9 protein-coding genes are annotated in these 15,171 nt (G+C 34.9%); all 9 read left to right on the forward strand.

The features are described from left to right. Positions 1–22 precede the first annotated feature (22 nt). Positions 23–1,114: a TolB family protein gene (locus L3X39_RS02695; protein ID WP_237230079.1), complete on the forward strand. Its 1,092-nt coding sequence runs from the start codon at positions 23–25 to the stop codon at positions 1,112–1,114. A 75-nt stretch (positions 1,115–1,189) separates the two neighbouring features. Then, positions 1,190–2,986 (forward strand): translation elongation factor 4, encoded by a 1,797-nt coding sequence (gene lepA, locus L3X39_RS02700; RefSeq protein ID WP_237230080.1) that lies wholly within the window; start codon positions 1,190–1,192, stop codon positions 2,984–2,986. A gap of 142 nt (positions 2,987–3,128) precedes the next feature. After that, positions 3,129–3,911: a hypothetical protein gene (locus L3X39_RS02705; protein ID WP_237230081.1), complete on the forward strand. Its 783-nt coding sequence runs from the start codon at positions 3,129–3,131 to the stop codon at positions 3,909–3,911. Between the two features lie 492 nt (positions 3,912–4,403). Continuing rightward, on the forward strand, positions 4,404–5,606 hold the full coding sequence (glgA, locus tag L3X39_RS02710; protein ID WP_237230082.1) for a glycogen synthase: 1,203 nt from the start codon (positions 4,404–4,406) through the stop codon (positions 5,604–5,606). A 20-nt stretch (positions 5,607–5,626) separates the two neighbouring features. Then, positions 5,627–6,895 (forward strand): glucose-1-phosphate adenylyltransferase, encoded by a 1,269-nt coding sequence (locus tag L3X39_RS02715; RefSeq protein ID WP_237230085.1) that lies wholly within the window; start codon positions 5,627–5,629, stop codon positions 6,893–6,895. A 22-nt stretch (positions 6,896–6,917) separates the two neighbouring features. After that, the gene (locus L3X39_RS02720) at positions 6,918–8,858 is read left to right on the forward strand and encodes an alpha-1,4-glucan--maltose-1-phosphate maltosyltransferase (protein ID WP_237230087.1); all 1,941 of its coding nucleotides are present in this window, start codon (positions 6,918–6,920) and stop codon (positions 8,856–8,858) included. Positions 8,859–8,860: 2 nt separating this feature from the next. Beyond that, complete coding sequence (locus L3X39_RS02725) at positions 8,861–10,492, forward strand: trehalose synthase (protein WP_237230094.1); 1,632 nt, start codon at positions 8,861–8,863, stop codon at positions 10,490–10,492. Between the two features lie 5 nt (positions 10,493–10,497). Further along, entirely contained in the window at positions 10,498–12,408 is a 1,911-nt protein-coding gene (glgB, locus tag L3X39_RS02730) for a 1,4-alpha-glucan branching protein GlgB (protein WP_237230096.1), read from the forward strand. Positions 12,409–12,611: 203 nt separating this feature from the next. Continuing rightward, on the forward strand, positions 12,612–15,014 hold the full coding sequence (locus L3X39_RS02735; protein ID WP_237230097.1) for a glycoside hydrolase family 31 protein: 2,403 nt from the start codon (positions 12,612–12,614) through the stop codon (positions 15,012–15,014). The last annotated feature ends 157 nt before the right edge of the window (positions 15,015–15,171 follow it).

Consider the following 15,171-nt stretch of genomic DNA (forward strand, 5'->3'; position numbering starts at 1 on the left):
TAAAAAACTAAAAATTAAACAGATGAAATATATATACATTTTTGCTTTTACCGTTTTATTTTTTAGCTGCAAAAACAATGCTAAAAAACCCGAAGCTAAGGAAACTGTTGCTGTAAAAGATTCGTTAATTTATCCCGAGGAAAGTCATTTTAAATCTATCCGTCAAGTTACTTTTGGAGGTGATAACGCCGAAGCCTATTGGAGTTTTGATGACAAACAATTGGTGTTTCAATCTAATAACAAAAACTGGAATGTTGCTTGCGACCAGATGTTTTTGATGAATGCCGACGATATTTTTAATGACAAAACACCTTCAATGGTAAGTACTGGAATGGGTAGAACCACTTGCTCATATTTTTTGCCTGACAACAAACATATTATATACGCTTCTACGCATTTAGCCGATGAAGAATGCCCTGAGGTACCATTGCGTAAAAACGGAAAGTACATTTGGCCTGTTTATGATACTTTCGACATTTTTGTAGCCGATTTAGAAGGTAACATTGTAAAGCAACTCACTAATGAAAAGGGCTATGATGCAGAACCAACCGTGTCTCCAAAAGGCGACAAAATTGTATTTACCTCAACTAGAAGTGGTGATTTAGAACTGTATACTATGAATCTTGACGGAACCGAAGTAAAACAAATAACTAACGAATTGGGTTATGATGGTGGTGCATTTTTCTCACCAGATGGCACAAAAATAATTTTCCGTTCGTCCCGCCCTAAAACGGAACAAGAAATAAAAGAATACAAAGACTTATTAGCTCAAGGTTTGGTTGAACCAACCGAAATGGAACTCTACATTTGTAATGCAGATGGTAGTGATTTAAGGCAGTTGACTGATTTAGGAAATGCTAATTGGAGTCCATTTTTTCATCCATCGGGGAAAAAGATTTTGTTTTCATCAAATTTTGAAGCTGAACGTGGGTTCCCATTTAATCTGTATTTAATTGATATTGATGGAAAGAATTTAGAGCGTGTAACACATAGCGATACATTTGATGCCTTTCCTGTGTTTTCAAATAATGGTAAATACTTAGCTTTTTCATCAAATAGAAACAACGGAGGCGGAAGAGATACAAATCTTTTTATTGCCGAATGGCAAGATTAATTGCTTTTTAAATATTCGCCAAATAGCTGAATAATTCAACTATATTTGCAAAATCTTTTTTATAGAGATATCCTTATGAAGAATATTAGAAACTTTTGCATTATTGCACATATAGATCACGGTAAAAGTACACTTGCCGACCGATTGCTGGATTTTACTGGTTCTGTTACTGATAGAGAAAAGCAAGACCAATTACTTGATAATATGGATTTGGAGCGTGAGCGTGGAATTACCATCAAGTCGCATGCCATTCAAATGGATTACGAATATCAAGGAGAGAAATATGTGCTAAACCTTATCGACACACCTGGTCACGTAGATTTTAGTTATGAGGTTTCGCGTTCTATCGCAGCCTGCGAAGGTGCACTACTTATTGTTGATGCAGCACAAAGTATTCAGGCGCAAACCATATCAAATTTATATTTGGCATTAGAAAATGACCTAGAGATTATTCCGATTTTAAATAAAGTTGATCTACCTAGTGCGAATCCAGAAGAAGTAACGGATGATATTGTAGATTTATTAGGTTGTAAGCCAGATGAGGTCATCCACGCGAGTGGAAAAACAGGCTTTGGTGTAGATAATATTTTAGCGGCGATTATTGAACGTATTCCTGCACCCAAAGGCAACCCAAACGCTCCACTTCAAGCATTAATTTTTGATTCTGTTTACAATACGTTTAGAGGTATTGAAACTTATTTTAGAGTTTTTGATGGCGAAATAAAAAAGGGGCAACACATAAAGTTTGTGGCTACTAAAAAAGACTATTACGCAGATGAAGTTGGGACTTTAAAATTAACGCAAGTTGCAAAACAAAGTGTAAAAGCGGGTGATGTAGGTTATTTAATTACGGGCATTAAAACCGCAAAAGAAGTAAAAGTTGGTGATACTATAACTGATTTTGCAAACCCAACTACTAATGTTGTTGAAGGGTTTGAAGATGTAAAACCTATGGTATTTGCTGGCATTTATCCTGTAGATACGGAGGATTATGAAGAACTTAGAAACTCCATGGAGAAGCTTCAGTTAAACGATGCTTCGTTAGTGTTTCAAGCGGAGAGTTCAGCCGCATTAGGATTTGGATTCCGTTGTGGATTCTTAGGAATGCTTCATATGGAAATTATACAAGAGCGTTTGGAGCGAGAATTTGATATGACGGTTATTACTACTGTACCAAACGTGTCTTATTTAGCATACACAAATAAGTATCCAGACACACCAATTACAGTAAATAACCCGTCAGACCTTCCAGAGCCATCAACCTTAAACCGCGTTGAAGAGCCCTATATTAAAGCTACTATTATTACGAAAGCCGATTTTATAGGTAACGTAATGTCCCTATGTATTGAAAAACGAGGCATCATTACCAATCAAACCTATTTAACACCAGAACGTGTTGAACTGGCTTTTGAAATGCCTTTAGCTGAAATTGTTTTCGATTTTTATGATCGATTAAAAACTGTTTCAAAAGGTTACGCTTCTTTTGATTATCACCCAATCGGCATGAAAACATCTAAACTTGTTCGTTTAGATATCTTGTTAAATGCTCAACCTGTTGATGCGCTTTCAGCTTTAATACACGCAGACAATGCTCAAAATATTGGTCGAAAGATGTGTGAAAAGTTAAAAGAACTTATCCCGCGGCAACAATTTGACATTCCTATTCAAGCAGCTGTTGGGGCTAAAATTATTTCTCGTGAAACTATCAAAGCTTTACGTAAAGATGTAACTGCCAAATGTTATGGTGGCGATATTTCGCGTAAACGTAAACTTCTTGAAAAACAAAAAAAGGGTAAAAAACGTATGCGTCAAGTTGGTAATGTAGAAATTCCTCAACAAGCTTTTATGGCGGTCTTGAAATTGAATGATTAAAGCTTATTTTTATAAATCATTGATAATCAGGCGTATTTTTTGTTTGATTGGATTATTTTTTATACCTTAAAACTCTCAAAAGCTTCAAATTTTCATGATATTGATACTACTTTTTATTAAGTAACCAATCAAATTACATATTATGAAAACAAAACTTCTCACCACCGTTTGCTCCGTTTTATTCCTTTTACTATCCAATAATATTAGTGCACAGTTTAGCCCCAATAATTTATCAACTAATATTTTAGACACAGGTATGAGTTTAAGTTTCATGAATAATGACTTAAACGAAATACCAGAAGTTTTAGACCCTTTTAATTTTATTGAAGCCGGAAATCCCGAAATGTTAAATGAGTTAGGAACTTTGGAAACACATGACCCAGAGGTGGCCGCCTCTTTTGCTCGAGCTATGTTCGGTATAACCGGTGGTTTAGGTTTTATAAGCGACCAAACTCTATGGTGTCTTGGTGCCGCATACTACATGCAATTGGCAATGTACACTAATTCCGCTCTCTATGCTTCACTTGGGGCTAAATATAGCGGCTCCAGTTCCGATTTCTTCACTTCCAGCCTTATTGGCTTTCAGTTACAGATGTTAATGTTTCATTCCATAACTCAATATAATCAAGTTCAATTTTTATACGGCGCACTGCTGGCCTATGAATTAGGCTCAGATAAATTAAAGTCAGGTGGCGGTAAAACCGATATAACGCGCCTTACGGCTGGCTTAGTAGTGGGTCTTTATGTTATACTATCTACACAAATAGCAATTATGGTACAAACCAATATTTTTGCCTATCAAAGTCAAACATTAAAACCCGAAAGTGGCGGCGAATTTAAAGACAATACAACATGGTTCTTAATTAATAAGAGCAATTTGCTAACATTGTCCTTGATTTGGAATTTAAGAAACGCAAACCGGTAAATAAATTTAAGGCTCTATTTCAATAAAACCTTTACCTGAAATTTTTTAGGTAAAGGTTTTACTTCATAAATCAAATTGATTTAGAAATTAAAATCTATTTGATTGAAAAATTTAAAGTAATTAATTGTATTTAGTTGTTTTTATTATCGATAATTTTTATTTAAGGCTGTTCTGCATTATTTTCTTTAAAAATAAGAATCCATAAAATTGTTAATAAATTATTTTGTATGTTTATATCACGGTAAATGATATTGCTAACTAAGCCTTATCAATTCCTTAAATATCGTGAGATTAACTAATATTGTTTTTGTTCAATTTTAAATCTAAACCCTATAATGGTTATTAACAATTTTAGTAAAATCTGCCCCTTGACTTATTTGATTTTCAACCAAATACCTTTACAAAATGGTATTTGTAATTTTTAACCTTTGCAGAAAAATGTTGTTTTAAATATCAGTTTTCTTTTTTAGGTATCTATTTAATAATTTTAATATGAAAGCACTTTTTTACACTAAAGAATTTCCACCCTATGTTTACGGAGGTGCTGGTGTTCATGTAGAATATTTAGCAGCAGAACTTGCAAAACTTATGGAGATTGACGTTAGAAGTTTCGGTGACCAAGACGTAAAAGACGGAAATCTAGCTGTAAAAGGCTACCCTTCAAACAACCCTGTATTTGATAAGTCCGATTCCAAAATCAAGGCTGTTTTGCAAACTTTGGCTACTTGTGTAGAAATGAATGCCGACCCTGTGGATGCTGATATTGTTCATTGTCATACTTGGTATGCCCATTTTGCGGGCATTGTTGCTAAACTTTGTTATGGAATTCCATTAGTTATTACAACCCATTCTTTAGAACCTTTGAGGCCTTGGAAAAGAGAGCAATTAGGCTTGGGTTATGACGCCTCTTCTTGGATAGAAAAAACAGCTCTAGAAATGGCTGATGCGCTCATTGCTGTTTCTGAAGAAACTAAAGAAGATGTGCTTAAACATTTTAATGTAGATGAAAATAAAGTAAAGGTTATATACAATGGTATAAATCTTCAACAATATACGGTTACAACCGACACATCAACATTAGATGCCTATGGTGTTGACAAAACCAAGCCCTATGTGTTATTTGTTGGTCGAATTACAAGACAGAAAGGGATTATACATTTAGTAAACGCTATTAAATATATTGATGCGGATACACAAATTGTGCTTTGTGCAGGCGCTCCAGATACCGCCGAAATAGGTAAAGAAATGGAAGATGCCGTTAACGAAGTTAAAAAAACACGTAACAATGTGGTTTGGATTGACAAAATGGTTACTAAAGAAGAAATCATTCAATTGTACTCTCATGCTGATGTGTTTTGTTGTCCTTCTATTTACGAGCCTTTTGGTATTATAAATATCGAAGCTATGGCTTGTAATACTGCGGTTGTGGCGAGTGCTGTTGGCGGTATAAAAGAGGTGGTTGTTCATGGTGAAACAGGGCTTTTAATCCCGTTAGAACAGCAAAAAGTGGCTCCTTTTGAACCCATAGATCCAGATAAGTTTGCTCGTGATTTAGCTGATGGTATTAATACAGTTATTAATGACAAAACCTTAAGAGAAACTATGGCAAAAAATGGAAGAAAACGTGTTGAAGATTATTTTGACTGGATTGCTATTGCAAAACAAGTTGAAGAACTATATAAGTCTTTATTATAACCAAATTAAAACTAAGCGATATGATTAATGATAAGATTTTAGCAATTATTTTAGGAGGTGGCCAGGGTTCAAGGTTATACCCCTTAACAGATAGACGCTCAAAGCCAGCAGTTCCCATTGCTGGAAAATACAGGTTGGTGGACATCCCTATTTCTAATTGTATAAATGCAGACATTAAACGCATTTATGTGTTAACTCAATTTAACTCCGCTGGTTTAAATAAGCATATAAAAAACACTTATCATTTTAGTTTCTTTAGTAGTGCATTTGTGGATGTATTAGCTGCTGAGCAAACTCCTAATAACAAAACATGGTTTCAAGGAACTGCTGATGCCGTAAGACAGAGTATGCACCATTTTTTAGGTAACGACTTTGAATATGCCTTAATCTTATCTGGAGATCAGTTGTATCAAATGGATTACGATAAAATGATAGCTGCACACGAAGCCTCTGGTGCTGAAATTTCTATAGCTACCATTCCTGTAAATGCTAAAGACGCCACAGGTTTTGGTATTCTTAAAGCTAATGATGAAAGTGTTATAACTTCTTTTATCGAAAAACCCGATACGAGTCTGCTTCCTGATTGGACTTCCGAAGTGAGTGATGATATGAAATCTCAAGGGAGAAATTATCTGGCTTCTATGGGTATTTATATCTTTAATAAAAACTTATTGGTTGATTTAATGAAAAACCCTGACACCAATGATTTTGGAAAAGAAATCATTCCGCAAGCTATAGATAAACATAAAACCCTAAGCTATCAGTATGAGGGTTATTGGACAGATATTGGAACTGTAGGGTCGTTTTTTGAAGCCAATTTAGGGTTAACCGATGATATTCCTAAATTTGATCTTTACGATAACAGTAGACGTATTTACACCCATGCAAGAATGCTTCCCACAACTAAAATTGCAGGAACTATTTTAGATAAAGCTGTAGTTTCTGAAGGTTGCATTATAAGCGCTTCAAAAATTGAGAAATCAGTAATCGGTATTCGGTCTAGAATAGGAAAAGAATCAACGGTAACCAATACTTATATGATGGGAAATGATTATTACGAAACCCTTGAGCAGATGGAATCAAATAAGATTGAAATCCTTATGGGTATTGGGGAGCGCTGTGTTATTAAAAACTGCATTATGGATAAAAACTGTCGTATTGGTGATGACGTTAAAATAATTGGCGGGTCACATCTTGAGGATACAGAAACAGACACCTATTGTATAAAGGACGGCATTGTTGTAATTAAAAAAGATGCAGTCATTCCAAAAAACACTATCATAGAATAATTTTATTATCATAACAAAGACTATGCAAGACCAAAGAAGAGTTGTAATAGACTATGTTTCTCCTAGTGTTAACTGTGGAGAATTTTATATTAAACGCGTTGTAAATGAAATTGTTAACGTTCAAGCTCATGTTTTGGCAGACGGACATGATGTTTTGGGTGCTTCGGTTTTATACAAACATGAAAAGGAAAAAAAGTGGAGAGAAGCCCGTATGCAGCTAGTTGTAAACGACGAATGGCAAGCATCATTTAGCGTCGATAAGCAAGGTTTTTACACCTATAAAGTACAAGCTTGGGTAGATTATACATTAAACTGGAGGTATGGCTTAAAAAGAAAAATTGATGATAATCAATACGTTTTTTCTGAGTTGCTAGAAGGGTCTGAATATGTAAAAGATTTAGCCGCTCAAGTATCTTCAAAAGAAGATAAGCAATATTTACAAGAATTACATCAGCTCTTTAAAAATGAAGGAACATACAAAGAGGCTTTAAAAGAGGCTACTTCTGATAAATTATATAAAATTTTTTACGAAAATCCGATAAAGATATTAGATAATACTTCTATTGATTTTCAAGTTTATGTTGATCGAAAAAGAGCTCGATTTAGTACTTGGTATGAGTTCTTTCCACGTTCTAGTTCAGAACAAAAAGGTGTTCATGGCACGTTCAATGATTGCAAACGCTTATTACCACGAGTAAAATCCTTGGGGTTTGATGTGGTTTATTTCCCTCCTATTCACCCAATTGGAGAAGTGAATAGAAAAGGAAAAAACAATACTACCGAGGCTAAACCTGGAGATGTAGGTTCGTGTTGGGGTATTGGTTCTAAGCATGGTGGACACAAAGATATTCACCCAGAACTAGGCTCTCTTGAGGACTTTAAATCGCTCATCCAGACTGCAAAGGACAATGATATTGAAATTGCTATGGATTATGCGTTGCAAGCAGCTCCTGATCATCCTTGGGTAAAAGACCACCCAAAATGGTTTAAGTGGAGACCAGATGGCACCGTTCAATATGCCGAAAACCCACCGAAAAAATATCAAGACATATTGCCTATTTATTGGGAAAGCGAAGATTATAAAGCTCTTTGGGATGAATGTTTAAGCATTTTAATGTACTGGATAGACTGCGGTATTAAAATTTTCAGGGTTGACAACCCTCATACCAAGCCTTTCTATTTTTGGAATTGGATAATCTCACAAGTCAAAGCAAAACACCCCGATATTATTTTCTTAGCAGAAGCGTTTACAGCTCCAAAAGTAATGCAACAGTTGGCAAAACAAGGGTATACACAGTCTTACACTTATTTTACATGGCGCAATAGTAAGCATGAGATTATTGAGTATATGGAAGAACTTACCAAAAGTGAATTGCGTGAGTATATGCAACCTAACTTTTGGCCTAATACACCAGATATTAACCCGCATCACTTACAAGGAGCAAACGAATCTAAGCATATTCAGCGCTATGTATTAGCAGCGACATTAAGCTCTTCTATCGGGATTTACGGTCCTGTTTTTGAATATATGTTGTCTGATTCGCTGATTGGTAAAGAGGAATATATGAATTCGGAAAAATTTCAAATTACGCATTACGACTGGGATATAAAGAACAAGCTTATTGCCATAATTGGAAAAGTTAATTATATACGCCATAATAACGAAGCGCTTCAGCAAACCAATAATATAAAATTCTGCTATGTAGAGAATAACAACTTATTAGCTTTCTATAAGTGGAATGATGCTAAAACCAATGAGGTTTTAGTAGTAATTAGTTTGGATGCTCATAATTCGCAACAAGGCGTTATTCAACTTCCTTTACAAGATTTAGGAGTTAACCCAGGTAAAAACCTTGAAATGCACGATTTAATTACCGATAATCACTACAACTGGAATCAAGAATGGAATTTTGTAGAGTTACATCCTTCTCTACCATTTCATATATTCGAAATAAATAAATAACTATGGCTCCCCAAGCATCAATATCGGCATCAAACACTCATTTTCAGTTTAATAAAACTTGGGAAGAGTTACTTGATAGTGATGCTTTTGTAAAAGCTTTTTTATCTGATGTTTTAGAAGATTATATTGTTAAACAACGTTGGTACGGAGGAAAGGCTAGTAAACTTAAATATATAGAACTAGTTGAGTTTTTTAAAATTCAACAAAAAGGTGAAGTTTATTACGGTCTTATACTCGAGGTTAATTTTGTAGAAGCTTTTTACCAACACTACTTTTTACCAATTGCTTTTGTTACCGACGAGAATTTTGCTAAAAAAGACAGAATTCTTCCTATAACCATTAAAAATCAAAATGGGTTTATAATTGACGCTATAAACTTAGAAGCTTTTAGAAAATTGGTTTTTGAGAGAATAGCAACCGCGGAGCCCTTCGATAATACAAAAGTTCAATATCATAAAAGCCATTTATTTGAAAACATAAGTTATGAGTCTTCCCGATTTATGGGCTTAGAACAAAGTAACACATCGCTAGTTTACAATGAAAAATATGTTCTTAAGTTTTTTAGACGCTTATTTGCTGATAAAAACCCCGATTATGAAATGAGTCGGTTTTTGTCCGAAAAGAAAGGATATAAAAATACTCCATCATACTTGGGTAGCATCAATCTTGTAGATTCAGATGACGATTATATCACCATTGGCTTAATGCAGGAAATGGTTCCAAATCAAGGTGATGCTTGGGATTATATGCTAAAAGAGTTACATAAAGTTTTCTGTAATTTAGAGTATAAAAACATAGTCATTGATAAACTTCCAAATACCGAATTATACCAGCGATTGGGTATTCGCGATATTCCGCCTCAAATTATAGATTGGGCTGGATTAAATCTGTTTTTACAAGTAGAAACCTTAGCAAAACGTACCGCCCAAATGCATATTGCTTTAGGATCAGAATTTGAAGAAACTGCATTTACACCAGCACACTACAATGGAGATTATTCAGTATGGTTAAAAAATAAAATGCTGTATCAGTTTCAAAACCGGTTGAATACGATTGAAAATAATATTCATAAGTTAGAAGGTTTAGCATTGCAGTTAGCCAATGAGTTTCTCGATAAAAAAAACAGCATCAGAAAACGCTTTTTGACGTTTGATTGGACAAAACTTAAAGGTGAGCGCATCCGAATTCATGGTGACTATCATTTAGGGCAAATACTGGTTAAGGATAACGACTTTTATATTCTAGATTTTGAAGGCGAACCAGAAAGCACCATTCGCGATAGAAAAGTTAAACAACCGCCATTAAAAGATGTTGCAGGTTTGTTTAGGTCTTTTCACTATGCTATTTATGCAACCATTTTTAATAATGCCGAAACACATTATAAAGCCTCTCAAGAGGCCCTATTTAATGCTGGAGAAGTGTTGTATAGATATATTACAGGTTTATTTTTAGGAACTTATGTTACTAAAACACAAAATGCTAATTTGAACTTAGGTTATAATCAAGAGCGCATTTTCATTTTAAAATACTGCTTATTAGAAAAAGCAGTTTACGAGTTGGGTTACGAGCTCAATTCACGTCCACAATGGGCAGTCATTCCGTTAAAAGGAATATCTAATATAATAAATCATTAAAATTTATGGCACAGGTAAAAGTTCACAGTTTATTTACAGAATTCGATATAAACCTTTTTAAAGCTGGTAAACACTACAGACTTTATGAAAAATTAGGCTCTCATATTGTAACTGTTGACGGTATTGAAGGGACTTATTTTGCAGTATGGGCTCCAACCGCTAAACAAGTATCCGTAGTTGGTGATTTTAACTATTGGATTGAAGGAGAACATCAGCTTAATGTGCGATGGGATTCTAGTGGTATTTGGGAAGGTTTTATCCCTTTTGTTACTAAAGGTAATGTCTATAAATACAAGATACTTAGTAATAACAATAATATAAAAACAGAAAAGGCAGACCCTTATGCAAGACGTTGTGAGCACCCACCAAGTACTGCTTCTATAGTTTGGGACGACAATTATAAGTGGAAAGATGCCAAATGGATGAAAAAACGTAAAAAGCACAACGCTTTAGACACGCCATACTCTGTATATGAAGTGCATTTAGGATCTTGGAAAAGGCATTTAGAAGAAGACCGTTTTTTGTCTTATTTCGAGCTGGCGGATGAGTTGGTTAACTACGTAAAAGAAATGAATTTTACGCATGTGGAATTGATGCCTATTATGGAATTCCCATACGATCCATCATGGGGTTATCAACTTACTGGCTATTTTGCACCAACCTCACGTTTTGGTTATCCCGAAGAATTTAAATATTTAGTAGATAAACTACATCAAAACGATATAGGAATTATTTTAGATTGGGTGCCTTCACATTTCCCTGAAGACGCGCATGGTTTAGGCTTTTTCGATGGTTCAAATTTATATGAACACCCTGATAAGCGTAAAGGGTATCACCAAGATTGGAAAAGTTTAATTTTTAATTATGAGCGTAACGAAGTGCGTTCGTTTTTAATTAGTAATGCTTGTTTTTGGATGGAACAATATCATGCGGATGGCTTACGTGTTGATGCTGTAGCATCCATGTTGTTCTTAGATTATTCACGTGAAGATGGCGAATGGGAGCCTAATATTTATGGCGGAAGAGAAAATTTAGCGGTAATAAGTTTCTTAAAAGAATTAAATGAAGAGATTTATTCCTCATTTCCTGACGTACAAACTATTGCTGAAGAATCAACAGCTTTTCCTATGGTGTCAAAACCAACCTTTGTTGGTGGTTTAGGTTTTGGAATGAAATGGATGATGGGTTGGATGCACGATACCTTGGAGTATTTTGCTAAAGACCCTATTTACAGAAAGTTTCATCAAAACGATATTACGTTTAGTTTAGCTTACGCATTTACCGAAAATTTTATGTTGCCACTATCGCATGACGAAGTGGTTTACGGAAAGAATTCCATTATAGGAAGAATGCCTGGTGACGAATGGCAACGTTTTGCAAACCTGCGTTTACTTTATGGGTATATGTTCACACATCCTGGTACCAAACTATTATTTATGGGTGGTGAATTTGGGCAATATAACGAATGGAATTTCGAAGAAAGTTTAGATTGGAATTTATTGGAATTTGAACCTCATAAAAACACACAAAATTATTTTAAGGAATTAAATAAGTTTTACAAATCAACGCCTGCATTATTCGAAAAAGCCTTTACTGGCGAGGGCTTCGAGTGGATAAGCTACGACGATCACCAAAACTGTGTTATTTCATATATAAGAAAAGGCTACAAACCAGAAAACAATGTTGTTGTTGTTTGTAATTTAACACCAGCTATTCGAGAAAAATATCGCATTGGATTACCTGTAAAAGGCAAGTTAAAAGAAGTTTTTAATAGTGATGCAAAAGAATTTGGAGGTAGCGGTGTATCTAACAGTAAAGCCATAACCATTAAAAAAACACCTTGGAATGGTAAAGACTATTCTGCTGAAATAACCTTAGCGCCTTTGGCAATCACTGTTTTTGAGTTTAACACATAGTTTAAAAAAATTGTTTATATTATACTATTCTAGGGGTTTTTACTAGATAGAATCTCCCTGTCTGCGTGCTGGTTAAATATTTAATGATTATTTAACTCATTAATTGTTATTTATATAATTAATGAGTGCTTTTTTTAGTAAAAATATTGATGCAACGACTATTAATTTTAGTATTTTCGCCAATTAATATTTATACCTAAAATATGATATTAAATACTGAATTAGAACACAAAGGAAATGCATTTCCATCCAATATAATAAAATACGAAAAGAACCTAAATGTTCTTTCTTTCACCACTGAAAACAATGTTACTTTACAAGTTACCGTTCGTCGGGATAGTATACTTCGCTTCAGATATACAACTACTGGAATTTTTGAAAACGACTTTTCTTATGCCATTACAAAATATGCAAGCAGAGGTTACAACCACCTAGAGGTGACTGAAGATGAAACCCATTACACAATAACTACTGCAAAACTAATTTGTAATATTTCAAAAACCGACTTACGCATCTCTATTTATGATGCGAAAGATAATAGTTTGATTTGTGAAGATGAACTCGGGTTTCATTGGGAAGAAAGTTACCAATATGGTGGTAATGTGGTTAAAATGTCTAAAGTATCTCAACCCGGAGAAAGCTTTTACGGTTTAGGCGATAAGCCTGTTGATAACAACCTAAAAGGCAAGCGCTTTGAAAACTGGGTAACCGATTCTTATGCCTACGGTAGAGATACCGATCCTATTTATAAAACCATTCCGTTTTACACGGCGTTACATAACAAAAAAGCTTACGGGGTATTTTTTGATAATACCTTCCGTTCGTTTTTTGATTTTTGTCACGAACGCAGAAATATTACAAGTTTTTGGGCGCATGGTGGTGAAATGAATTACTATTTCATCTATGGTCCTGAAATGTCGGAAGTGGTTGCTAATTATACCGATTTAACAGGCAAACCTCATGCAATGCCAGCGCTTTGGGCGTTAGGATACCATCAATGTAAGTGGAGTTATTATCCAGAGTCCAACGTAAAAGAAATTACAGCAAAGTTTAGAGAGCTACAAATTCCTTGTGATGCTATTTATTTAGACATCGATTATATGGAAGGGTTCAGATGCTTTACATGGAGTAAAGAGCATTTTCCCGACCCAAAACGTATGGTTAAGGAATTAGCTGATGATGGTTTTAAAACCATTGTTATTATCGATCCGGGTATTAAAATAGACATGGATTACTCCGTGTTTAGAGAAGGCTTGGAAAAAGACTATTTCTGTAAGCGTGCCGATGGCCCTTATATGAAAGGTAAAGTATGGCCTGGGGAGTGTTATTTCCCAGATTTTACAAAGCCTGAAGTGAGAGAATGGTGGTCTGACTTATTTAAAGAACTGATTGAAGATATAGGTGTTAAAGGGGTTTGGAACGATATGAACGAACCTGCAGTAATGGATGTTCCTGGAAAATCGTTTCCTGATGATGTACGTCATGATTATGATGGCAACCCTTGTAGCCATCGTAAAGCCCATAATGTTTATGGTATGCAAATGGCACGTGCCACCTATCAAGGTTTAAAAAAGTTCTCATACCCTCTTAGGCCGTTTGTTATTACACGAGCAGCCTATTCTGGTACACAACGCTACACATCTAGCTGGACTGGAGACAATGTGGCTACTTGGGATCACTTAACAATTGCCAATTTACAAGCGCAACGTATGTGTATGTCTGGGTTTTCGTTTATTGGCTCTGATATTGGTGGGTTTGCAGAACAACCTAATGGCGAATTATACGCTAGATGGATTCAATTAGGAATTTTTCATCCATTTTGTAGAACCCATTCCTCTGGAGACCACGGCGACCAAGAACCATGGGCTTTTGGAGATACTATTACCGATGTTGTAAGAAAGTTTATTGAGATTAGGTACCAATTACTACCTTATTTATACACCGCCTTTTGGAGATATGTTGAAGAAGGTATTCCAATTTTAAAATCGTTGGTGTTATATGATCAATTAGACCCTCAAACACATTATAGAAATGATGAGTTTGTAGTGGGTGAAAAACTATTAGTGTGCCCAATAACGGCTCCTAACCAAAAAGGACGTCGTATGTATTTCCCAATTGGTAAATGGTACAATTTCTGGACCGATGAAGTTGTAAAAGGCGGACAGGAACTATGGGTTGACGCTGATTTAGATAGTATGCCCATTTTTGTGAAAGAAGGAGCTATTATACCTAAATACCCGATACAACAGTATGTAGGTGAAAAAACCGTGGAGGAGTTAACCCTAGATGTATATTATAAATTTGGGAAAGAAACCTCGCAAGTGTATGAAGACGCTACCGATGGTTATGATTATATAAAAGGTAGGTACAGTTTGAGGGATTTTAATTTGTTAGGAAAGAAAGATGAGTTAATTATTCAGCAACACAAAACAGGTAAATTCGTTACTACCTATAAAACTTTTAAAATTAACTTACACGGGTTGCCTTTTAAAATTTCAAAAATTGAAGTTGATAATGTTATTATACCTATAAAAAACATTAAACCTAATGGCGATAACACGTTAACTCTTACCAAGGAGTTTACCGAGTTACATATTATGGCTTAAAATAAATATTCATCACTAAGCAAAAGCCCTTATTTAAAGATAAAGGGCTTTTGTTTTTTTAGGGCTTGACTTTGTAAAAGTTTTCAGCTACCTTCGTTTTGCTACTGATATAAACCAAAAGAACTAAAATTTTCTTAGCTTCATATTGAAAACCAAA

The organism is Flaviramulus multivorans, assembly GCF_021728415.1.
GTDB lineage: Bacteria > Bacteroidota > Bacteroidia > Flavobacteriales > Flavobacteriaceae > Sabulilitoribacter > Sabulilitoribacter multivorans.